This is a genomic window from Variovorax sp. 05T418, assembly GCF_056396385.1.
This window is the reverse complement of record NZ_JBFTLJ010000002.1, coordinates 64788-86130: the sequence shown is the minus strand read 5'-3', so window position 1 is coordinate 86130 and position 21343 is coordinate 64788. Positions and strand designations below refer to the sequence as shown.

19 protein-coding genes are annotated in these 21343 nt (G+C 67.1%); 16 read left to right on the top strand and 3 right to left on the bottom strand.

Annotated elements, in window-relative coordinates; translation table 11 throughout:
- Nucleotides 1–2 precede the first annotated feature (2 nt).
- The 15 genes from AC1DMS_RS03735 to AC1DMS_RS03665 all read left to right on the top strand — a co-directional run bounded on the left by AC1DMS_RS03735 (nucleotide 3) and on the right by AC1DMS_RS03665 (nucleotide 17022).
- The gene (locus tag AC1DMS_RS03735; RefSeq protein WP_012748030.1) at nucleotides 3–1331 is read left to right on the top strand and encodes a branched-chain amino acid ABC transporter permease; all 1329 of its coding nucleotides are present in this window, start codon (nucleotides 3–5) and stop codon (nucleotides 1329–1331) included.
- Nucleotides 1331–2107, top strand: coding sequence for an ABC transporter ATP-binding protein (locus tag AC1DMS_RS03730; protein ID WP_012748029.1), 777 nt, complete (start codon nucleotides 1331–1333; stop codon nucleotides 2105–2107). The genes AC1DMS_RS03735 and AC1DMS_RS03730 overlap by 1 nt, the downstream gene beginning before the upstream one ends.
- Before the next feature lie 253 nt (nucleotides 2108–2360).
- Nucleotides 2361–3056 carry an ABC transporter ATP-binding protein gene (locus AC1DMS_RS03725; protein WP_012748028.1) on the top strand — a complete coding sequence of 232 codons (696 nt, stop codon included), beginning with the start codon at nucleotides 2361–2363 and terminating at the stop codon, nucleotides 3054–3056.
- 237 nt (nucleotides 3057–3293) lie between these two features.
- On the top strand, nucleotides 3294–5399 hold the full coding sequence (locus tag AC1DMS_RS03720) for a 3-hydroxyacyl-CoA dehydrogenase NAD-binding domain-containing protein (protein ID WP_369663045.1): 2106 nt from the start codon (nucleotides 3294–3296) through the stop codon (nucleotides 5397–5399).
- A 22-nt stretch (nucleotides 5400–5421) separates the two neighbouring features.
- Nucleotides 5422–6897, top strand: a complete 1476-nt coding sequence (locus tag AC1DMS_RS03715) for a M20 family peptidase (RefSeq protein ID WP_478180680.1) — start codon at nucleotides 5422–5424, stop codon at nucleotides 6895–6897.
- 43 nt (nucleotides 6898–6940) lie between these two features.
- On the top strand, nucleotides 6941–8116 hold the full coding sequence (locus tag AC1DMS_RS03710) for an acetyl-CoA C-acyltransferase (RefSeq protein ID WP_012748025.1): 1176 nt from the start codon (nucleotides 6941–6943) through the stop codon (nucleotides 8114–8116).
- A 136-nt stretch (nucleotides 8117–8252) separates the two neighbouring features.
- Complete coding sequence (locus AC1DMS_RS03705) at nucleotides 8253–10106, top strand: acyl-CoA dehydrogenase (protein ID WP_027729640.1); 1854 nt, start codon at nucleotides 8253–8255, stop codon at nucleotides 10104–10106.
- 2 nt (nucleotides 10107–10108) lie between these two features.
- Nucleotides 10109–10345, top strand: coding sequence for a hypothetical protein (locus tag AC1DMS_RS03700; protein WP_012748023.1), 237 nt, complete (start codon nucleotides 10109–10111; stop codon nucleotides 10343–10345).
- Nucleotides 10346–10367: 22 nt separating this feature from the next.
- A complete protein-coding gene (locus tag AC1DMS_RS03695; RefSeq protein ID WP_027729639.1) occupies nucleotides 10368–10670 on the top strand; it encodes a Dabb family protein in 303 nt (100 codons plus the stop codon).
- A 31-nt stretch (nucleotides 10671–10701) separates the two neighbouring features.
- On the top strand, nucleotides 10702–11496 hold the full coding sequence (locus AC1DMS_RS03690) for an SDR family oxidoreductase (RefSeq protein WP_027729638.1): 795 nt from the start codon (nucleotides 10702–10704) through the stop codon (nucleotides 11494–11496).
- Nucleotides 11497–11850: 354 nt separating this feature from the next.
- Nucleotides 11851–12315, top strand: a complete 465-nt coding sequence (locus AC1DMS_RS03685; RefSeq protein WP_012748020.1) for a PaaI family thioesterase — start codon at nucleotides 11851–11853, stop codon at nucleotides 12313–12315.
- Nucleotides 12316–12337: 22 nt separating this feature from the next.
- Nucleotides 12338–13354: an NADP-dependent oxidoreductase gene (locus tag AC1DMS_RS03680; protein WP_012748019.1), complete on the top strand. Its 1017-nt coding sequence runs from the start codon at nucleotides 12338–12340 to the stop codon at nucleotides 13352–13354.
- A 32-nt stretch (nucleotides 13355–13386) separates the two neighbouring features.
- The gene (locus AC1DMS_RS03675) at nucleotides 13387–15027 is read left to right on the top strand and encodes an isovaleryl-CoA dehydrogenase (protein WP_478180679.1); all 1641 of its coding nucleotides are present in this window, start codon (nucleotides 13387–13389) and stop codon (nucleotides 15025–15027) included.
- Between the two features lie 32 nt (nucleotides 15028–15059).
- Complete coding sequence (locus AC1DMS_RS03670; protein WP_478180678.1) at nucleotides 15060–15998, top strand: glutathione S-transferase family protein; 939 nt, start codon at nucleotides 15060–15062, stop codon at nucleotides 15996–15998.
- A gap of 118 nt (nucleotides 15999–16116) precedes the next feature.
- A complete protein-coding gene (locus tag AC1DMS_RS03665; protein WP_012748016.1) occupies nucleotides 16117–17022 on the top strand; it encodes an SDR family oxidoreductase in 906 nt (301 codons plus the stop codon).
- A gap of 321 nt (nucleotides 17023–17343) precedes the next feature.
- On the opposite strand, the gene AC1DMS_RS03660 is transcribed toward AC1DMS_RS03665, so the two are convergent.
- Nucleotides 17344–18264, bottom strand: coding sequence for a LysR substrate-binding domain-containing protein (locus AC1DMS_RS03660; protein ID WP_478180677.1), 921 nt, complete (start codon nucleotides 18262–18264; stop codon nucleotides 17344–17346).
- A 100-nt stretch (nucleotides 18265–18364) separates the two neighbouring features.
- Between AC1DMS_RS03660 and AC1DMS_RS03655 the strand changes: the two genes are divergently transcribed.
- Complete coding sequence (locus tag AC1DMS_RS03655; protein ID WP_478180676.1) at nucleotides 18365–19084, top strand: FMN-dependent NADH-azoreductase; 720 nt, start codon at nucleotides 18365–18367, stop codon at nucleotides 19082–19084.
- On the opposite strand, the gene AC1DMS_RS03650 is transcribed toward AC1DMS_RS03655, so the two are convergent.
- Together AC1DMS_RS03650 and AC1DMS_RS03645 are read right to left on the bottom strand one after the other, a co-directional pair.
- Complete coding sequence (locus tag AC1DMS_RS03650) at nucleotides 19051–20082, bottom strand: aldo/keto reductase (protein WP_478180675.1); 1032 nt, start codon at nucleotides 20080–20082, stop codon at nucleotides 19051–19053. The two genes, AC1DMS_RS03655 and AC1DMS_RS03650, sit on opposite strands and share 34 nt — an antisense overlap.
- Nucleotides 20083–20124: 42 nt before the next feature.
- Nucleotides 20125–21318, bottom strand: a complete 1194-nt coding sequence (locus AC1DMS_RS03645) for an MFS transporter (protein ID WP_478180674.1) — start codon at nucleotides 21316–21318, stop codon at nucleotides 20125–20127.
- Nucleotides 21319–21343 lie beyond the last annotated feature (25 nt).

The following is a 21343-nucleotide window of genomic DNA, read 5'->3' as shown; positions in this document are numbered from 1 at the left end:
CCATGACAAGCACAACCACCACGACCACTGCGGCCACCACCACGCAGTACTACCGCTTCAAGCCCTGGAACATCGGGCGCTTCCTGATCTGGTCGCTGTTCGCGATCGTGCTGATCGTTTCGCCGCTGCTGTTCAAGAGCAGCCTGGCGCTCACCATGCTCTCGCAGATGGGCTACCTGATCATCATCTGCCTGAGCTACAACATCCTGCTGGGGCAGGGCGGCATGCTGAGCTTCGGGCATGCCGTGTATGTCGGGCTCGGTTCCTTCCTTGCGATCCATGCGATGAACATGGGCGAGAAGGGCGGGCTGCAGATTCCGCTGGTGGCCATTCCGCTGGTGGGCGGCCTGGCCGGCATGTTCTTTGCCATCCTGCTGGGCTTCGTCACGACGAAGAAGTCGGGMACCACCTTCGCGATGATCACGCTGGGCATCGGCGAGCTGGTGGCCTCCATGGCGCTGATGTTCCCGAGCTTCTTCGGCGGCGAGGGCGGCATCACCACCAACCGCGTGTACGGGCCGAGCTTCTTCGGCTTCAACTTCGGACCACAGATCCAGGTGTACTACCTGATCGCCGCCTACTGTTTCGTCTGCACCGCGCTCATGTATGCCTTCACCGGCACGCCGCTCGGGCGCATGCTGAATGCGGTGCGCGACAACCCGGAGCGCGTGGAGTTCATCGGCTACAACACGCAGCGCGTGCGCTACTTCGCCTTCATCATCGCGGGCTTCTTCGCGGGCATCGGCGGCGGGCTGGCGTCGATCAACTTCGAGATCGTGAATGCGGCCGACAGCCTGAGCGCCATCCGCTCGGGCGGCTACCTGCTGTTCACCTTCCTGGGCGGCGCGGTGTTCTTCTTCGGGCCGATCATCGGCGCGGTGCTGCTGGTGTTCGCCTCGATCCTGCTGTCGGAGCTCTCCAAGGCCTGGCAGCTCTACTTCGGCCTCGTGTTCGTGTTCATGGTGATGTTCGCGCCCGGCGGCATCGCCAGCCTGGTGATGATGAACCTGCGGGTTGCCAGGTTCGGCAAGTTCGGCCGCTTCTGGCTGCTGTACGTCGCGCTCGCGGTGGCACTGGTGCCGGTGGTGGTGGGCGCTGCCGCGCTGATCGAGATGATCTATCACATCCAGCTCAACGCAGCGCTCGGACCCAACCTGCACTACTTCGGCGTGGCGATCGATACATCCTCTGCGGCAAGCTGGCTCGGCGCCGCCGCGATCCTGGCCGTGGGCCTGGCTGCGCTGGAGGTGGCGCGCCGGCGCTTCGTGCGTGTCTGGGGCCAGGCGCAGGAAGAGATCGAAGCAGAAATCAAGCGCCGGGAGGCTGCGTAATGAGCGCGCAATATGCACTGGAACTGAAGTCGCTGCGCAAGAATTTCGGCAAGACCGAAATCATCCGCGGCGTGGACCTGGCCGTGAAGGCCGGGGAACGCGTGGCCATCATCGGCCCGAACGGGGCAGGAAAGTCGACGCTGTTCAACCTGATCAGCGGGCGGCTTGCACCCACCAGCGGCGAAGTGCTGCTGAACGGCCAGCGCATCGACGGCAAGAAGCCCTACGAGATCAACCGGCTGGGCCTGTCGCGCAGCTTCCAGATCACCAACATCTTCCCGAAGCTCAGCGTGTTCGAGAACCTGCGCTGCGGCGTGCTGTGGAGCCTGGGCTACCGCTACACCTTCCTGCGCTTTCTCTCGAACCTGGACGACGCCAACGCGCGCACCGAAGAGCTCATCAAGCAGATCGGCCTGCAGCGCAAACGCGACGTGCACGCGGTGAACCTCACCTATGCGGAGCAGCGCGCGCTCGAGATCGGCGTGACCATTGCGGGCGGCGCCGGTGTCATCCTTCTGGACGAGCCGACGGCGGGCATGAGCAAGACCGAGACGGCGCACTTCATCTCGCTCATCAAGCACGTCACGGTCGGCAAGACGCTGCTGACGGTGGAGCACGACATGGGCGTGGTCTTCGGGCTGGCCGACAAGATCGCGGTCGTGGTGTATGGCGAGGTCATCGCCTTCGACACGCCGGCTGCCGTTCGCGCCAATGCGCGGGTTCAGGAGGCGTATCTGGGGTCTTCGGTTGCCGATGCGCAGGGGGCGGGGCATTGATGAACTTTCGCTTTTCTTTGCGTCGCGTCGTCTGTCATTCAGGGCGCGCTCCCGCCGACGGGGTACCTTGCTCCGCGAATGTCCCCCGGCCTTCGGCCTCCCCCTTGATTTCGCTGCGCAAGGCACCCCATCGGCGGGAGCGTTATGTGGGGCGGTCGTTGATCAGCGATACACCAGCGGTGTGCACGCGCCCTGAACAAGAGCGCTCAAACACGGGCAACCCGCAACAACAACGTGCCGCGGACCAACTGACATGCTGAAGCTTCACGACATCCACGCCTACTACGGCAAGAGCCATGTGCTGCATGGCGTTTCCTTCAACGTGGGCGCCGGCGAGATCGTCGCGCTGCTGGGACGCAACGGCTCGGGCCGCTCGACCACCGCCAAGGCCATCATGGGCCTGGTGCATGCCGAGGGTACGCTGCGCTGGAAGGACCAGGACATCCTGCGCAGGAAGGCCTACGAGATCGCCCACCTGGGCATCGGCTACGTGCCCGAGAACCGCGACATCTTTCCCAAGCTCACGGTGCACCAGAACCTGCTCCTGGGCCAGAAGGGCTCGGGCAAGGGCAGCCGCTGGTCCTTCGACGACATGTACGGCATGTTCCCGCGCCTGAAGGAGCGCCAGCACACCGAGGCCGGCGTGCTCTCGGGCGGCGAGCAGCAGATGCTCACGCTGTGCCGCACCCTGATGGGCGACCCCGACCTGATCATCATCGACGAGCCCACCGAAGGCCTTGCGCCCAAGATCGTCGAACTGGTGGGGCAGTACCTGAAGACGCTCAAGGACAAGGGCATCTCGGTGCTGCTGATCGAGCAGAAGCTGACCATCGCGATGCAGATATCCGACCGCGCGCTCGTCATGGGCCACGGCAGCATCGTGTTCGACGGCACGCCCGACGGCCTGCGCGCTGACGCCACCACTCGCAAAGAGTGGCTCGAAGTTTAGGGCTCACCCCCAGGCTTCGCGCACTTCGTGTCGCTTCTCCCCCCCCCTCTCCGGGGGCAACACCAGCGGCCCGGCAGAGCCGGTTCCGCGGTGTTCCTGGAAGGTTCTGTAACCTTCATGAGTCTTGTCTCGACAGCGACTGCGTGCCATTGTTGCGTCGCGCCAAACGCCTAGAATCTCCCGAAAAAGAACACTCGTGCTTTTTCTTCTTTTTCTTCACACACCAAGGAACGCAGCATGACGGCTGAATACAAAGTGCTCGGCGATGTCGCCGTGATCACACTGACCAACCCTCCGGTCAACGGTCTCGGTTTCTCGACCCGCATCGGCATCACCGATGGGCTCGCGAAGGCCAATGCCGACGACGCCGTCAAGGCCATCGTCATCACGGGCGCCGGCAAGGCGTTCTCGGGCGGTGCGGACATCAAGGAATTCGGCACGCCCAAGGCGCTGCAGGAGCCCAACCTGCTGAGCGTGATCCTTGCGCTCGAGGCTTCGCCCAAGCCGATCGTCGCGGCGATCCACTCGGTGTGCATGGGCGGCGGCCTCGAGCTGGCGCTCGGCTGCCACTACCGCGTGGCGGCGCCCGGCACCAGCATTGCGCTGCCCGAGGTCAAGCTGGGCCTGATTCCCGGCGCCGGCGGCACGCAGCGCCTGCCGCGCGTGCTGGGCGTGGAAACCGCGCTCAACATGATCGTGAGCGGCGAGCCCGTCAAGAGCGAACTGCTCGCCGGCCTGCCGGGCCAGAAGCTGTTCGACAAGCTCGCGGCCTCGCCCGAATCGGTGTTCGAGGAAGCCCTTGCATTCGCCAAGAGCGTGGCGGGCAAGACCGGCGACGCGCTGCCGCTGGTGCGCAACCTGCCGTGCAAGCACCCGCAGGGCGATGCCTACTTCCAGTTCGCGAAGAACATGGTCGGCGGCATGTCGAAGAACTACCCGGCGCCGCTCAAGTGCGTCGACGCGGTGCAGGCCGCCACCCGGATGAAGTTCGACGAAGGCATGGCCGAAGAGCGCCGGATCTTCACCGCGCTGATGTTCACGCCCGAATCGCTGGCGCTGCGCCACCTGTTCATGGCCGAGCGCGCGGCCTCCAAGATCCCCGACGTGCCCGAAGACACGTCCAAGCGCGAGATCAAGTCGGTGGGCGTGATCGGCGCCGGCACCATGGGCGGCGGCATCTCGATGAACTTCCTGAACGCGGGCATTCCCGTGAAGATTCTCGAGATGAAGCAGGAAGCGCTCGACCGCGGCATTGCCACCATCAAGAAGAACTACGAATCGCAGGTCAAGAAGGGCAAGCTCAAGCAGGACAAGTACGAGCAGCGCATGGCGCTGTTGAGCACCACGCTCGACTACAACGACCTGAAGGATGCCGACCTGATCATCGAAGCCGTGTTCGAGGAACTCGGCGTGAAGGAGAAGGTGTTCAAGGAACTCGACCGCGTGGCCAAGAAGGGCGCGATCCTGGCTTCCAACACCTCGACGCTCGACGTCGACAAGATCGCAGCCTTCACCCAGCGCCCGCAGGACGTGGTCGGCATGCACTTCTTCAGCCCGGCCAACGTGATGAAGCTGCTCGAAGTGGTGCGCGGCAAGGCCACGTCCAAGGACGTGCTGGCCACGGTGATGGACATTGGCAAGAAGATCAAGAAGACGGCCGTGGTCTCGGGCGTGTGCGACGGCTTCATCGGCAACCGCATGATCGAGCAGTACTCGCGCCAGGCCGGCTTCCTGCTGGACGAGGGCGCCACGCCGCAGCAGGTCGACAAGGCCGTCGAGAAGTTCGGCTTTGCGATGGGCCCGTTCCGCATGGGCGACCTGGCTGGCAACGACATCGGCTGGGCCATCCGCAAGCGGCGCGCCGTGGAACATCCGGACATGAAGTACAGCCGCACGGCCGACAAGCTCTGCGAACTGGGCCGCTTCGGCCAGAAGACCGGGGCAGGGTGGTACGACTACCAGGCCGGCAAGCGCGATGCGATTCCCTCGGAACTGGTCAACAAGATGATCGAGGACCACCGCAAGGAACTGGGCATCACGCCGCGCAAGATTTCCGATGAAGAGATCGTGCAGCGCCTGGTGTATGCGCTGGTCAACGAAGGCGCGCACATCCTGGAGGACGGCATTGCCTCGAAGTCGGGCGACATCGACATGGTGTACCTCACCGGCTACGGCTTCCCGGTCTGGCGCGGCGGCCCGATGCACTACGCGTCGCAGGTCGGCCTGTACAACGTGGCCGAAACCATGAAGCGCTTTGCCAAGAACCCGCGCGACGATGCCGAGTTCTGGCAGCCCGCGCCGCTGATCCAGAAGCTGGTGGCCGAAGGCAAGCAGTTCAGCTGATCGCGAAGGACTCCGGCCGCCCATGTTGAAACGCATCTTTCTCGGCCTGCTGCTGGTGCTGCTGGCATTGGCGGCGGCCGTGGCGGTCAAGACCTGGACCACGCCATCGCAGCAGCTGGCGGTGGCGCCCGTACCCAAGCTGGACATCGACCTGCAGGCGGCCGCGAAGCGGCTGTCCACCGCCATCACGTTCCGCACGGTGTCGGCCCTGGACGACCCGGCCGCGAACCTGGCCGAGTTCGACAAGCTGCATGCCTACCTCGCGCAGCAGTTCCCCAAGCTCCACGCCACCCTCAAGAAGGAAGTGGTCGGCAACAGGGCGCTGCTCTACACATGGGCCGGCAGCGATCCGCAGGCCAAGCCCATTGCGCTCATGGCGCACCAGGACATGGTGCCCATTGCCCCGGGTACCGAGAAGGCCTGGACGGTCGACCCCTTCGCGGGCGAGATCAGGGACGGCTTCGTCTGGGGCCGCGGCACGCTCGACAACAAGAGCAACCTGTTCGCGCAGATGGAAGCCATCGAGCTGCTGGTTGCGAGCGGCTTCCAGCCGAGGCAGACCGTCTACCTCGTGATGGGCGACGACGAGGAGGTGAGCGGCCTGCGCGGCGCGCAGCCCATTGCCGAACTGCTCAAGTCGCGCAACGTGCGGCTCGATTGGGTGCTCGACGAGGGCCTGCTGGTCCTCGACGGCGTGCTGCCGGGTCTTTCCAAGCCCGCGGCGCTCATTGGCCTGGCGGAGAAGGGCTACGGGACCTTCTTTCTCTCGCTCGACACTGCGCCCGGCCATTCGTCGATGCCGCCGCAGCACAGCGCCATCGGCAGCATGAGTGCGGCGCTCGCGCGGCTCGAGGCCAACCCGATGCCCGGCGGCATCAAGGGCGTGGCCGCGCAGATGTTCGGCGCGCTCGCGCCCGAGATGAGCGGCGTGAACCGCGTCATGCTCTCCAACCTGTGGCTCACCGAACCGCTGGTGCGCGGCCAGCTCGAAAAGAGCCCGAGCAGCAACGCGATGCTGCGCACGACCACGGCGCTGACCATCGTGCGTGCCGGCAACAAGGACAACGTGCTGCCCGGCCGCGCCGAAGCGGCGGTCAACTTCCGCATCCTGCCGGGCGACAGCATCGACAGCGTGGAAGCGCACCTGCGCAAGAGCCTGGGCAACGACGAGATCAAGATCAAGCGCTATCCCGGCAACTCGGAGCCGTCGCCCGTGTCGCCGACCGACAGCACCGGCTACCGCGCGATCCAGCAGGCGGTGCGCCAGTCGTTCCCCGATGTGGTGGTGGCGCCCGGCCTCATGACGGCCGCCACCGATTCGCGCCACTTCAGCCTCGTGAGCGACGCGGTCTTCCGCTTCTCGCCGCTGCGCATGAAGGGCGAGGACCTTGCGCGCTTCCATGGCAACAACGAGCGCGTCTCCATCGCCAACTACGGCGAGATGATCGGCTTCTATCACCAGCTCCTGCGCAACGGCAACGCCGCGCCGGCGCAATGACGACCACAACCCTCTTTCCCTTCCATCTTCAAAGGACCTCACCATGACCAGCGCCGTCATCGTTTCCACCGCCCGCACGCCGCTCGCGAAGAGCTGGAAGGGTGCCTTCAACATGACGCACGGCGCCACGCTCGGCGGCCATGCCGTGCAGCACGCCATTGCGCGCGCCGGCATCGAAGCCGCCGAAGTCGACGACGTGATCATGGGCTGCGCCACGCCCGAGGGCGCGACCGGCTCCAACATCGCACGCCAGATCGCGCTGCGCGCCGGCTGCCCGGTGACCACCTCGGGCATGACGATCAACCGTTTCTGCTCGTCGGGCCTGCAGACCATCGCCACCGCCGCCCAGCGCATCATCGCGGGCGAGGGCGAGGTGTACGTGGCCGGCGGCGTGGAGAGCATCTCCTGCGTGCAGAACGAAGCCAACAAGCACATGCTGGCCGACCCCTGGCTCGTGAAGCACAAGCCCGAGATCTACTGGAACATGCTGCAGACGGCCGAGCAGGTCGCCAAGCGCTACAACATCGGCCGCGACGCCATGGACGAGTACGGCGCCGCCAGCCAGCAGAAGGCCACGGCCGCGCTCGAGGCCGGCCGATTCAAGGACGAGATCGCACCGATCACGGTGCTGGCCGGCGTGGCCGATCCCGTGATGGGCCTGCGCACCAAGGAAGTGACGATCGAGAACGACGAGGGCATTCGCCCCGGCACCACCAAGGAAGGCATCAGCGGCATCCGTTCGGCGATGCCCGGCGGCCTGATCTCGGCCGGCAATGCAAGCCAGTTCTCCGACGGTGGCGGCGCCTGCGTGGTGGTCGACGAAAAGTACGCGCAGCAGAAGGGCTTGAAGCCGCTCGGCCGTTTCCTCGGCTTTGCGGTGGCCGGCTGCGAGCCCGACGAGATGGGCATCGGCCCGGTGTTCGCGATCCCGAAGGTGCTCAAGCGCCTGGGCCTCACGGTCAACGACATCGACCTGTGGGAACTGAACGAAGCCTTCGCGGTGCAGGTGATCTACTGCCGCGACAAGCTCGGCATTCCGGGCGACCGCCTGAACGTGGACGGCGGCGCCATTGCCGTGGGCCACCCCTACGGCGTGAGCGGCCAGCGCCTCACGGGCCACGCGCTCATCGAAGGCAAGCGCCGCGGCGCCAAGAAGGTGCTGGTCACGATGTGCATCGGCGGCGGCATGGGTGCTGCGGGCGTCTTCGAAGTTCTTTGACTCTCCCTCAGTCTGCGGCGCACTTCGTGTCGCCTCCGCCAACTCCCTTCCGGGGGCAACACCGGCGGCCCGGCGGAGCCGGTTCCGCGGTGTTCCTGGCGCAGAACCCGCGCACCCATTCACACCGAGATCGATCATGAGCCTGCGTCCCACCCTCGACTTCCTGCTTTACGACTGGCTCGACGCGGAATCGCTGAGCCAGCGCGAGCGTTTCTCGGACCACTCGCGCGAGACCTTCGATGCGGTGCTCGACACCTGCGAACGCATTGCGCGCGAAAAGTACGCGCCGGCCAATCGCATCGTCGACACGCAGGAGCCGCATTTCGACGGCGAGAAGGTGGTGCTGCCGCAGGCCACGCATGACGCGCACAAGGCCTTTGTCGAGTCGGGAATGATGAGCGCGGCGCAGGACTACGACATCGGCGGCATGCAGCTGCCCTACACGCTGCAGGCCGCGGCCAACAGCTTCTTTGCGATGGCGTCGGTCAGCATCGGCTCGAACATGCTCACGAGCGGCAACGCCAACCTGCTGATGGTGCACGGCACCGAGATGCAGAAGGAAGTGTTCGCCAAGAACGAGTTCTCGGGCCGCTGGGCCGGCACCATGTGCCTGTCCGAGCCGCAGGCCGGCTCCTCGCTGAGCGACGTGGCCACGCGCGCCGTGCCCGATGGCGACGGCTACCAGGGCGATCCGCTCGGGCCGCGCTATCGGCTCACGGGCAACAAGATGTGGATATCGGCGGGCGACCATGAGCTCACCGAGAACATCGTGCACATCGTGCTCGCCAAGATTCCCGACGCGAACGGCAAGCTGGTGCCGGGCACGCGCGGGATTTCGCTGTTCATCGTGCCCAAGCGCATGGTGAACACCCAAGGCGAGTTGACCGGCGAGCGCAACGACGTGGCGCTCGCCGGCCTCAACCACAAGCTCGGCTGGCGCGGCACCACCAACACGCTGCTGAACTTCGGCGAGGGCAAGTACCCGGTCGATGGCAAGGCGGGCGCGGTGGGCTACCTGGTCGGCGAGCCCGGCAAGGGCCTGCACTGCATGTTCCACATGATGAACGAGGCGCGCATCGGCGTCGGCACGGCCGCCACCATGCTGGGCATGGCCGGCTATTACGCCTCGCTCGACTATGCGAAGACGCGGCCGCAGGGCCGGCTCGTGAAGAAGGCGGAGCAGCCCGGCACGGCGGTCGCCAAGGACTCGGCCAGCCCGCAGGTGCGCATCATCGAGCATGCCGACGTGCGCCGCATGCTGCTTGCGCAGAAAGCGTACTGCGAAGGCGCGCTGGCGCTGGAGCTGTACTGCGCGCGGCTGGTCGACGAGCAGAAGACCGGCAACGCGCAGGCCGCGGACGACGCGCGCCTCTTGCTGGAGGTGCTCACGCCCATTGCCAAGAGCTGGCCCAGCGAGTGGTGCCTGGAGGCCAATTCGCTGGCCATCCAGGTGCATGGCGGCTACGGCTACACGCGCGACTTTCCGGTGGAGCAGTACTGGCGCGACAACCGCCTGAACATGATCCACGAGGGCACGCACGGCATCCAGGCGGCCGACCTGCTGGGCCGCAAGGTGCTGATGGAAAAGGGCCGCGGCCTGCAGCTGCTGGGCGGGCGCATCGCCGAGACCATCGGCCATGCCGCCAAGGTGCCCGCGCTCGCGCCGCATGCCGGGGCGCTGGACGCCGCATGGCAGCGCATAGGCAGCGCCACCCAGGCGGCCTGGTCCACCGGCGATCCGGCCGACGCGCTGGCCAACGCCGTGCCCTACATGCAGGCCTTCGGCCACACCGTGTTGGCCTGGATCTGGCTGGACGTGGCGCGGCGGGCGCTGGAGATCGATGCGGACAAGGCGAGGGCGGTAACAGCTGGCAAGATAGGCGCCACGGACTACTTCTTCCACTACGAGCTGCCGAAAATCGGTGCCTGGCTCAACGTGGTCGAGAGCCGCGACCCTACCTGTACCGCATTGCCCGAGGACGCTTTTTGACAATGGCCAACGCCGCCCCCAACAACACGCCCAACCCCGTCAAGCCGCCAAAGCCGCATGCGCGGCTAGAGAAATGGATCTGGATCCTGATCTACGGCGGCCTGTTTCTCGTGATCCTCGGCATTGCCACGGGCCGCACCGAGCCGGCGCTCGGCTGGTCGATGGCCGTGCCCGGCGCCGTGGTCGCGCTGGTGGGCTTTGTGCTCATTTACGTGCGCTCGCGCCTGGGCGACAAATAACGAGGCCAAGGAAAGGCAGACCATGCTCAAGCACATCGTGATGTGGAAGTTCAAGGAACATGCCGAAGGCGCCGACAAGGCGACCAACCTGCTGAAGGCCAAGGCGCTGCTCGACGCCTGCGCCAGGCTGTCGCCCGGCACCTTGCGTTTCGAGGTGGCCGTTGCCCAGCCCGGGCTCGAAGCGACCTGCGATCTGGTCCTGTATTCGGAATTCACCGACGCGGCCGCGCTCGCGGCCTATGCGGACCATCCGCAGCACGTGGCGCTGAAGCCCTTCATCGGCGCGGTGCGCGAAGCGCGCCAGTGCATGGACTACATCGCCTGAACATTCCAAACCGAACAACGGAGACTTTCCCATGACCGCCCGCACCATCCAAAAACTGCTCGACCTCAGCGGCAAGACCGCCCTCATCACCGGCGGCTCGCGCGGCCTGGGCCTGCAGATGGCGCATGCCCTCGGCGAGGCCGGCGCAAAGATCATGCTGAGCTCGCGCAAGGCCGACGACCTGGAGCAGGCCGCGGCCGAGCTGCAAACGGCCGGCATCGACGCGCGCTGGATCGCCGCTGACTGCTCGAAGGAAGAAGACACGCGCCGCCTGGCCGACGAGACGCTGCAGCGCATGGGCGCGATCGACATCCTCGTGAACAACGCGGGCGCCAGCTGGGGCGCGCCGGCCGAGAGCCATCCGGTCGAGGCCTGGGACAAGGTGATGAACCTCAATGTGCGCGGCTATTTCATCCTCTCGCAGCATGTGGCCAACGGCTACATGATCCCGAAGAAGACGGGCCGCATCATCAACATCGCCTCGATCGCGGGCCTCAATGGCAACCCGCCCGAGATGCAGACGCTGGCTTACAACACCTCCAAGACCGCGGTGATCGGCTTCACGCGCACGCTGGCCGCCGAATGGGGCAAGTACAACATCAACGTGAACGCGATCTGCCCGGGTTTCTTCATGACCAAGATGGCGGCCGGGCTGATCAAGTCGCTTGGCGAGGAAAAGATGGCCTCGCATGCGCCGCTCGGGCGGCTTGGCGACGACGAAGACCTGAAGGGCTTGACGCTGCTGTATGCGAGCGATGCGGGCAAGCACATTACCGGCCAGTGGCTGGCGGTGGATGGTGGTGTGAGCGTGGTGCTCGGGGCCTAGAGGGCTCGCGCTTTGACTTGCCGAGTTGTAAGGCATTCGGGGCGCGCTCCCGCCGACGGGGTACCTTGCTCCGCGAATGTCCCCCGCGCTTCGCGCTCCTCCTTGATTTCGCTGCGCAAGGCACCCCATCAGCGGGAGCGTCATGCGGAGCGGTCGTTACTCAGCGATGCACAACGAACGTGCCCAGGTGCACAGGGCATCGGGTGCTCCCCGCAGCGAAATCAAGGAGGAGGCCGCAGGCCGGGGGACATTCGCGGAGGGGAGTACCCGGTGGCCTGTGCACGCGCCCCGAACAAGAACAACAGCGCCCCGAACACATGAACCCCACAACACGACACGCAAAGCAAACCTGAGATGCCTTCCCCCGATTCCACCGACATCAACATCCTCTCCTACACGAGCCAGATCCCGTTCGCGCGGCACCTGGGCTTCGAGCTCACCAAGTTCGAGGGCGGCGAGTCCGAGATCATCTACACCGCCAAGCCCGAACATCTCAACACCTTCGACGTGACGCACGGCGGCGCCTGCATGACGCTGCTCGACATCACCATGGCGGCCGCCGCGCGCAGCGTGGCGCCCGAGACCGGCGTGGTCACCATCGAGATGAAGACCAGCTTCATGCAGCCTTCGGTCGGTCCGCTGCATGCGCGCGGCACGCTGATCCACCGCACCGCGACGCTGGCCTTCACCGAGGCCAAGATCTACGACGAACTGGAGCGCGTGTGCGCGCACGCCACCGGCACCTTCAAGTACGTGAAGCGCCGCCTGCCCACCGGCCCCGCGAGCGCCAATGCGATGCGCCCACCTTCCACCGATTGATTGCATTTTCCCGGAGACCCCCATGCCCACCAACAAGCAGATCCACCTCGACAACCGCCCCGAAGGCGAAGCCGTTGCCGGCAACTTCAAGCTCGTGACCGCCGAGACGCCCGCGCTCAAGGACAACCAGGTGCTGGTGCGCCACCATTACATGAGCCTCGACCCCTACATGCGCGGTCGCATGAACGATTCCAAGAGCTACGCCCAGCCGCAGCCGCTGGGCCAGGTCATGCAGGGCGGCACGGCCGGCGAAGTGGTCGAGAGCAAGCACCCCAAGTACGCGGTCGGCGACAAGGTGGTGGGCTTCGGCGGCTGGCAGGAATACAGCGTGGTCGATGCCTCGCAGCCCGGCGCGCTCAAGAAGGTCGACACCACGCAGGTGCCGCTGTCGCACTACCTCGGCGCGGTCGGCATGCCGGGCGTCACGGCCTGGTACGGCCTCGTGAAGATCATTGCGCCGAAGGCCGGCGAGACGATGGTGGTCACGGCCGCCAGCGGCGCGGTCGGCAGTGCCTTCGGTGCATTGGCCAAGGCGCGCGGCTGCCGCGTGGTGGGCATTGCGGGCGGGCCGGACAAGTGCAAGTACGTGACCGACGAGCTCGGCTTCGATGCCTGCATCGACTACCGCCAGCACCCCGACGCCAAGAGCATGAGCGCCGCGCTCAAGGAAGCCTGCCCGAATGGCATCGACGGCTATTTCGAGAACGTGGGCGGCTACATCTTCGACGCCGTGCTGCTGCGCGCCAATGCCTTCTCGCGCGTGGCGCTGTGCGGAATGATCGCGGGCTACGACGGCCAGCCGCTGCCGCTCGCGAACCCGGCGCTGATCCTCATCAACCGCATGAAGATCGAAGGCTTCATCGTGAGCGAGCACATGGAAGTGTGGCCCGAGGCGCTGGCCGAGCTCGGTGCGCTGGTGGCCAGCGGCAAGCTCAGGCCGCGCGAGTCGGTGGCGCAAGGCATAGCGGCTGCCCCTGAGGCCTTCCTGGGTTTGCTCAAGGGCAAGAATTTCGGCAAGCAGCTCGTCAAGCTGATCTGAATGAGCTGAACGCACGGCAAGGAGGCCGGTTTATGGAAACGACGCACGAGGTGTTCAACCAGCCCGAGCCGCTGGTGGGCTACAACCTCTTCGAAACCAACCGGCCCCTGCGCGATGCGTTGAAGTTCAATGCGCCATCGCTTCAGCTCGCGCAGCTGAGCGAGCTGGGCGCAACCATCGGCTCGGCCGAGATGCAGGCGCATGCGCGGCTCGCCAACACCCACCCGCCCGAACTGCACACGCACGACCGCTTCGGCCGGCGCATCGACGAGGTGGAGTTCCACCCGAGCTATCACGTGCTCATGGCCGCCGCCGTGGGCGCAGGCCTGCACGGCACGCCCTGGACGGGCACTTCGGCCTCGCCGCACGTGCTGCGGGCGGCCGGCTTCATGCTCTTCACCGAGCTGGAGCCATCGATCCTTTGCCCGGTCTCGATGACCTACGCCGCCACGCCGGCGCTGCGCAGCAATGCCGCCGTGTACGCCGACTGGGGCCCGAAGCTCGGCAGCCTCTGGTACGACCCCGCGCTCGCTTCGTTCAAGGACAAGCCCGGCCTGACCATGGGCATGGGCATGACCGAGAAGCAGGGCGGCTCCGACGTGCGCGCCAACACCACGCAGGCCGTGCGCGACGGCAGCGACGCCTGGGGCGAGCGCTACGCGATCACCGGCCACAAGTGGTTCTTCTCGGCGCCGATGTGCGATGCCTTCCTGGTGCTCGCGCAGGCGCCGGCCGGCCTGAGCTGCTTCTTCCTGCCGCGCGTGCTGCCCGACGGCAGCCGCAATGCCATCCACATCCAGCGCCTGAAGGACAAGCTCGGCAACAAGGCCAATGCAAGCTCCGAGGTCGAGTTCCACGGCGCCAGCGCCTGGCTCGTGGGCGAAGAGGGCCGCGGCATTCCGCAGATCCTCGAGATGGGCACCATGACCCGGCTCGACTGCGCGCTGGGCACCAGCGGCCTGATGCGGCAGGCGCTCGGCATCGCGCTCAACCATGCGAGCCAGCGCATGGCCTTCGGCAAGCCGCTGATCGGGCAGCCGCTCATGAAGAACGTGCTGGCCGACCTCGCGCTCGAAAGCGAGGCCTCCACCGCGCTGGCCATTCGCCTCGCGCGCGCCTTCGACCGGCAGGCCGACGAGCACGAGCGCCTGATGGCGCGCCTGCTCACGCCGGTCGCCAAGTTCTGGATCTGCAAGCGCGGCAGCCACTTCGCCCAGGAAGCCATGGAATGCCTCGGCGGCAACGGCTATGTGGAAGAGGGCGGCGAGGGCATCATGGCGCGCATCTACCGCGAGATGCCGCTCAACTCGATCTGGGAAGGCGCCGGCAACATCATGGCGCTCGACCTGCTGCGCGGCCTGCGCAAGGGCGATGCGGTGGCCGCATTGGCCAAGGAGCTGGCGCCCGCGCGCGGCCAGCATGCGGCGCTCGACCGCCTGGCCGACGCGCTGCCGGCACGCATCGAGGCCATGGCGTCCGAGGCCGAGGCGCGGCGCCTCGCGCAGGACGTGGCCCTGGCGGTGCAGGCGGCATTGCTCGCACAGACCGCGCCGCCGGCCGTCGTGGGCGCCTTCTGCGCATCGCGGCTGGGCGGCGACTGGGGCAATGCCTTTGGCACGCTGGGCGCGGGCACCGATTTCGATTCGATCATCGAGCGCGCGCAGCCGCGCTGAGCTCCAACATTTCATCCACGGGAAACCAGCACATGGCCGAACTCATCCTGCACCACTACAACACCTCGCCGTTCTCCGAGAAGGTGCGGCTCATCCTTGGCGCCAAGAAGCTGGCGTGGAAGTCCGTGCTCATTCCGCCCGTCATGCCCAAGCCCGACGTGGAGGTGCTCACGGGCGGCTACCGCAAGACGCCGTTCCTGCAGATCGGCGCCGACATCTACTGCGACAGCGCACTGATCGCCGACGTGCTCGAGCACCTGCAGCCCGAAGCCACGCTCTACCCCGAGCCCGAAAAAGGCATGTCGCGCATCCTCGCGCAGTGGGCCGACACCACGCTGTTCTGGGCCGCTATGGCCTGGAGCATGCAGCCCCGCGGCGCGGCCGAGCTGTTTGCGAAAGCGCCGCCCGAAGCCGCCAAGGCCTTCGGCGAAGACCGCGCGAAGATGAGCACGGGCAACATGACGCGGCTGCGTCCGGCCGATGCCACCAGCGCGTACAAGTCGTACCTGCGCCGCCTGTCCGACATGCTCGACGACAAGCCCTACCTGCTGGGCGAGGTGCCGTGCATTGCCGACTTCTCGGTCTACCACCCGCTCTGGTACACGCGCCGCATCGACTCGGTGCGCGGCATCCTCGACCTCACGCCCGCGGTCGTCGACTGGATGGACCGCATGGCCGCCATCGGCCACGGCAGCATCGAAAAATCCAGCTCGGACGAAGCCATCGCCATCGCCAAGGCCGGCACGCCGCACACGCTGCTGACAGACAGCACCTTCCAGGACGACCACGGCATTGCGCTGGGCAGCGCGGTCACGGTTCGCGCCGAGAGCTTCGGCCTGGAGGAAACCCCCGGCACGCTGGTGGCCGCCACGCGCACGCACTACACGCTGGAGCGCAGCCACGAGCGCGTGGGCACGGTGCACGTGCACTTCCCGCGCATCGGCTATGTGCTGAAGAAGGCAGAGGCCTGAAGAAGAAGCAGAAGCGCCGGCATGGGGCACCTTCGTGACTGCGCTGCGGCGCGTTCCGTATTTCAATAGCGGCTCCAAGCTCAGTCAGAGACATTCAACGCAAGAAGGACACCGGCAAATGATTCAGGACTTCAAGGGCAAGACGGCCGTACTCACCGGCGCGGGTTCGGGCTTCGGCCTCGAATGCGCGCGCATCGGCGCTGCGCGCGGCATGAACCTCGTGCTGGTCGACGTGCAGCAGGACGCGCTCGACAAGGCCCGCGCCGAGATGGAAGCCGCCGGCGCGCAGGTGCTCGCGCGCAAGGTCGACGTGTCGGACGCCGCGCAGATGGAAGCCCTGGCCCTTGCGGTGAAGGAGCGCTTCGGCGCGCCGCACTTCGTGTTCAACAACGCCGGCGTGGGCGCGGGCGGCCTGGTGTGGGAGAACACCGTGGCCGACTGGGAGTGGGTGCTGGGCGTGGACCTGTGGGGCGTGATCCACGGCGTGCGCCTGTTCACGCCGATGATGCTCGAGGCCGCCGCCAAGGACCCGGCCTACCGCGGCCACATCACCAACACGGCCAGCATGGCGGGCTTGCTCACGCCGCCCAACATGGGCATCTACAACGCAGCGAAAGCCGCGGTGGTGAGCCTGACCGAGACGCTGTACCAGGACCTGACGCTGGTCACCGACCAGATCGGCGCGAGCCTCCTGTGCCCGTACTTCGTGCCGACCGGCATCACGAGCAGCGAGCGCAACCGCCCGAACGCGCCCAAGGAAACCGAGCTCACCAAGAGCCAGCTGATCGGCCAGGCCATGAGCAACAAGGCGGTGAGCAGCGGCAAGATCACGGCGGCCGAAGTGGCGGCGAAGGTGTTCGACGCGATCAGCGACAACCAGTTCTATGTGTTCAGCCACCCGAAGGCGCTGGGCAACGTGAGGAGCCGCATGGAGAACATCGTGGCGGTCAAGAACCCGGCCGACCCGTTCCTCGAGCGGCCGGAGATCGGGCAGAAGTTGCGGGAGCAGCTGCGCGCGGGGTGATGCTTTGTTTCGTGGCGCTGTTGTTCGGGGCGCCGTTGTTCTTGTTCATGGCGCGTGCACAGGCCACCGGGTACTCCCCTCCGCGAATGTCCCCCGGCCTGCGGCCTCCTCCTTGATTTCGCTGCGGGGAGCACCCGATGCCCTGTGCACTGGGCACGCTCGTTGTGTATCGCTGATCAACGACCGCTCCGCATAACGCTCCCGTCGATGGGGTGCCTTGCGCAGCGAAATCAAGGAGGAGCGCGAAGCGCGGGGGACATTCGCGGAGCAAGGTACCCCGTCGGCGGGAGCGCACCCTGAACAGCGGCCTTGCGCCAACCCTCAGGCAGCCTGCGAAGCAATCCACTCCCATACAGTGCGCACTGCAGGCTCGCCCTCATGCCCGGCGGCCACCGCGAGAAAGTAGCTGCCCGTGTCGAGCGCCGGGCCGAAGGGCTGCACCAGCGCGCCGCTGCGCAGTTCCTCGGCTGCGAGCGTGAGGCTCAGGAGCGCCACGCCGTGGCCCGCGAGCGCGGCAAGGATGGCGTGGGTCTCGTCCGAGAACGACAGGCCCGCGGCCTTCATCGACCGGCCGCGGGGCGGCGCGATGCCGGCTTCCTTGAACCACCGCGGCCACAGCGCGGGCGCCGCTGCGCCGGGCCGCCAGTCGCAATGGATCAGCTCGTGCTTCGGCAGATCGGCCGCGCGCTTCAGGCCCAGCATCGGGCTGCACAGCGGGGCGTAGCGCTCGGGCATCAGCTCGCGCGACACCAGGCCCGGCCAGTTGCCGCTGCCTGAGCGCACGGCGATGTCGGCGCCGCCGCGCGCCAGGTCGACCAGCGTGTCGCTCGCATGCAGCCGCAGCTCGATGCCGGGGCAGGCCTTGCGAAAGGCCGCCATGCGCGGCAGCACCCAGCGGGCCGCGAAGGCGGTGTTGGTGGTGAGCGTGACGGCCTGCGGGGCCGACGGCTGGCGCAGTCTTTCGACGCCGGCCTCGAGCGCGTCGAAACCCGCGCGCAGGTCGTCGAACAGGCGCTCGCCCGCGGGCGTCAGCGCGAGCTGCCGCGTGAGCCGGCGGAACAGCGGCCGGCCCAGCGTGTCTTCGAGCGCGCGCACCTGGTGGCTGATGGCCGAGGGCGTGACCGACAGCTCGAGCGCCGCGCGCTGGAAGCTCAGGTGCGCGGCCGCCGCTTCGAAGGCCCGCAACGAGAGCAGGGGCGGCAGGCGCCGGGGGCGCCGCACGGATGAGCCAATCTCGTTCATCGATGGAGAAATGATCGTTTGCCGGAGGTCGTCTACGTCTCTAGATTAGAGACCTGTACCGCCATTGTGGCAGCGCAAGACAGAACAGGGAAATTCATCCATGAACACAATGAACCTTCTTCACATCGACGCCAGTGCCCGTCCGGGCCGCTCCGGCATCGATCCCCATGGCTCGCACACGCGCCGGTTGTCCGCGCGGTTTGTCGAGCGCTGGCGCGAGGCGCGGCCGGACGACCGCGTCGACTACCTCGACGTGGGCCAGCATCCGCCTGCGCATGTCGATGCCCGCTGGATCCATGCCGCTTTCACCGCGCCCGCCGAGCGCGAACCCTGGATGGCCGATGCGCTGGCCGAGAGCGACCGGCTGGTCGACCAGCTCGTGGCCGCCGACCTGATCGTGGTGGGCCTGCCGATGTACAACTTCAGCGTGCCCGCGCAGTTCAAGGCCTGGATCGACAACATCGTGCGCGTGGGCCGTACCTTCGGCTTCGACCGTGCGCGCGGCGCGGTGCCGTACTGGCCGATGCTCGCCGATGCGGGCAAGCGCATGGTGCTGCTCGGCGCGCGCGGCGACCACGGCTACGACCTGGGCGGGCGCATCGCGCACCTGAACCATGCCGAGCGCACGGTGCGCTCGGTGTTCGGCTACATCGGCATCACCGAGGTGTTCGAGGCCGCGGTGGAGTGCGACGAGTTCGGCGGCGAGCAGCTGGCCGAGTCGCTGCGGCAGGCGGAGCGGAAGGTCGACGGCCTGGTGGACCGGCTCGCCGCCGAGCCGCGCTCAGCTCACACGGCCACCGGGCTGCGCTCGGCGAACTGACCGTTCCAGTACGGGTAGTAAGGGTAGGGCGGCGTCACCGCGCTGGCCGCATCGAGCCGCTGGATCTGGTCCGCGCTGAGCTGCCAGCCGAGCGCGCCGAGGTTCTGCTTGAGCTGCTCCTCGTTGCGCGCGCCGATCAGCACGCTCGACACGGTGGGCCGCTGCAGCAGCCAGTTGAGCGCGATCTGCGGCAAGGTCTTGCCGGTTTCCTCGGCCACCTGGTCCATCGCATCGACCACGCGGTACAGGCGCTCGTCGTCCACGGGCGGCGCGAAGCCGGCGGTTTCATGCAGGCGGCTTCCGGCGGGCAGCGGCTGGCCGCGGCGAACCTTGCCGGTCAGGCGGCCCCAGCCGAGCGGGCTCCAGACGATGGCGCCCAGGCCCTGGTCCAGGCCCAGCGGCATCAGCTCGAATTCGTAGTCGCGTCCGATCAGCGAGTAGTAGGTCTGGTTGGCCACGAAGCGCTGCAGCCCGAGCCGGTCGGAGGCCGAGAGCGATTTCATCAGCTGCCAGCCCGAGAAGTTCGAGGCGCCGATCAGCCGCACCTTGCCGGCGCGCACCAGGTCGTCGAGCGTGTCGAGCACCATCTCGACCGGCGTCATCGCGTCGAAGGCGTGCAGCTGGAAGATGTCGATGTAGTCGGTGCCCAGGCGCTTGAGCGCGGCATCGGTCGCGGCGATCAGGTGGTGGCGCGAGGCGCCGACGTCGTTCGGCCCGTCGCCGGCGCGCAGCGCGAGCTTGGTCGAGATGATGGCCTTGCCGCGCCGGCCCTTGAGCGCGGCGCCGAGGATCGATTCCGACGCGCCGTTCGAATACACGTCGGCCGTGTCGAACAGCGTCACGCCGGCGTCCAGCGCCAGGTCGACGATGCTGCGTGCGCCCTCCACGTCGGTGTTGCCCCAGGCGCTGAAGAGCGGGCCCTGTCCGCCGAAAGTGCCGGCGCCGAAGCCGAGTGCGGGAACCTTGAAGCCGGAGCGGCCGAGAAAGCGTTGTTCCATGATGTCGTGTCTTTGTGGTCGTTGAAAAAAAGAATGGAGAGTTCAGGCCCGGGCCGACGCGCAATCGGCCGCCCCGGCATTGCCGCCTTCGCGCCGGTCGAGCGCACGGCTCCAGAGCGCGATCGCAAGCCCCACGAGCGTGAGCAGCGCGGCCACCCAGCCGAGCGCACGCAGGCCCGGGCCATGGTCGATGACCACGCCGCCCACCCAGGCGCCGAGCGCATTGCCCAGGTTGAAGGCCGCGATGTTGAGGCTCGACGCCAGGTTCTGGCCCGCGCCCGAGGCCTTCTCGAGCACGCGCAGCTGCATCGGCGCCACGGTGGCAAACGAAGCAATGCCGAGCAGGCCGACGAACACCACCGCTGCGAACGGCGTTCCGATGGTGAACTGCATCGCGCCGAGCACCGCGGCCAGCGCCACCAGCGTGCCGAGCACGGCCGGCATGGTCGACCTGTCGGCCAGCCTGCCGCCGAGGATGTTGCCCACGGCCAGGCCGCCGCCGAACACCAGCAGGATCGGCGACACCGCCGATCCGGACAGGCCCGTGACCTGCGTCAGCAAGGGCTGGATGTAGGTGAACACCGCGAACACGCCCGCAAAGCCGAGTACCGTCATCGCCAGGCCGAGCAGCACCTGCGGCCGCGCGAGCACCGCGAGCTCCTCGCGCAGCGGCGCCGGCCTGGCTTCGCCCTTGACGCGGGGCACGAACACGGCAAGCACCGCAAAGGCCAGCACGCCGATCAGCGTCACCGCCCAGAAGGTGGCGCGCCAGCCGTACTGCAGCCCGAGCCAGGCACCGGCGGGCACGCCCAGCAGCGTGGCGGCCGTGAGGCCGGTGAACATGATGGCGATGGCCGAGGCGCGCCGTTCCGGCGCCACGAGTCCGGTGGCCACGACCGAGCCGACGCCGAAGAAGGTGCCGTGCGCGAGCGAGGTGACCACGCGCGCGGCCATCAGCAGTTCGTAGCTGGGCGCGAGCGCGCAGGCCAGGTTGCCGAGCGTGAAGATCGCCATCAGCGCGAGCAGCACGGTCTTGCGCGGCAGCTTGCGGGTGGCGATGGTCAGGATCGGCGCGCCCACGGCCACCCCGAGCGCATAGCCCGAGATCAGCAGGCCGGCGGCCGTGATGGAGACGTGCAGATCCGCCGAGACCTGCATCAGCAGGCCCATGATGACGAATTCGGTGGTGCCTATTCCGAAGGCACCGGCGGTAAGGGCGAGTAGAGCGATTGGCATGATGCCCTGTACTGTGCGGGCATCC

Bases quoted from the DNA above. Each gene is read 5' to 3' on its own strand.
- AC1DMS_RS03730 (WP_012748029.1), top strand. From the start codon at position 1,331: ATGAGCGCGCAATATGCACTGGAACTGAAGTCGCTGCGCAAGAATTTC.
- AC1DMS_RS03725 (WP_012748028.1), top strand. From the start codon at position 2,361: ATGCTGAAGCTTCACGACATCCACGCCTACTACGGCAAGAGCCATGTG.
- AC1DMS_RS03720 (WP_369663045.1), top strand. From the start codon at position 3,294: ATGACGGCTGAATACAAAGTGCTCGGCGATGTCGCCGTGATCACACTG.
- AC1DMS_RS03715 (WP_478180680.1), top strand. From the start codon at position 5,422: ATGTTGAAACGCATCTTTCTCGGCCTGCTGCTGGTGCTGCTGGCATTG.
- AC1DMS_RS03710 (WP_012748025.1), top strand. From the start codon at position 6,941: ATGACCAGCGCCGTCATCGTTTCCACCGCCCGCACGCCGCTCGCGAAG.
- AC1DMS_RS03705 (WP_027729640.1), top strand. From the start codon at position 8,253: ATGAGCCTGCGTCCCACCCTCGACTTCCTGCTTTACGACTGGCTCGAC.
- AC1DMS_RS03700 (WP_012748023.1), top strand. From the start codon at position 10,109: ATGGCCAACGCCGCCCCCAACAACACGCCCAACCCCGTCAAGCCGCCA.
- AC1DMS_RS03695 (WP_027729639.1), top strand. From the start codon at position 10,368: ATGCTCAAGCACATCGTGATGTGGAAGTTCAAGGAACATGCCGAAGGC.
- AC1DMS_RS03690 (WP_027729638.1), top strand. From the start codon at position 10,702: ATGACCGCCCGCACCATCCAAAAACTGCTCGACCTCAGCGGCAAGACC.
- AC1DMS_RS03685 (WP_012748020.1), top strand. From the start codon at position 11,851: ATGCCTTCCCCCGATTCCACCGACATCAACATCCTCTCCTACACGAGC.
- AC1DMS_RS03680 (WP_012748019.1), top strand. From the start codon at position 12,338: ATGCCCACCAACAAGCAGATCCACCTCGACAACCGCCCCGAAGGCGAA.
- AC1DMS_RS03675 (WP_478180679.1), top strand. From the start codon at position 13,387: ATGGAAACGACGCACGAGGTGTTCAACCAGCCCGAGCCGCTGGTGGGC.
- AC1DMS_RS03670 (WP_478180678.1), top strand. From the start codon at position 15,060: ATGGCCGAACTCATCCTGCACCACTACAACACCTCGCCGTTCTCCGAG.
- AC1DMS_RS03665 (WP_012748016.1), top strand. From the start codon at position 16,117: ATGATTCAGGACTTCAAGGGCAAGACGGCCGTACTCACCGGCGCGGGT.
- AC1DMS_RS03660 (WP_478180677.1), bottom strand. From the start codon at position 18,264: ATGAACGAGATTGGCTCATCCGTGCGGCGCCCCCGGCGCCTGCCGCCC.
- AC1DMS_RS03655 (WP_478180676.1), top strand. From the start codon at position 18,365: ATGAACACAATGAACCTTCTTCACATCGACGCCAGTGCCCGTCCGGGC.
- AC1DMS_RS03650 (WP_478180675.1), bottom strand. From the start codon at position 20,082: ATGGAACAACGCTTTCTCGGCCGCTCCGGCTTCAAGGTTCCCGCACTC.
- AC1DMS_RS03645 (WP_478180674.1), bottom strand. From the start codon at position 21,318: ATGCCAATCGCTCTACTCGCCCTTACCGCCGGTGCCTTCGGAATAGGC.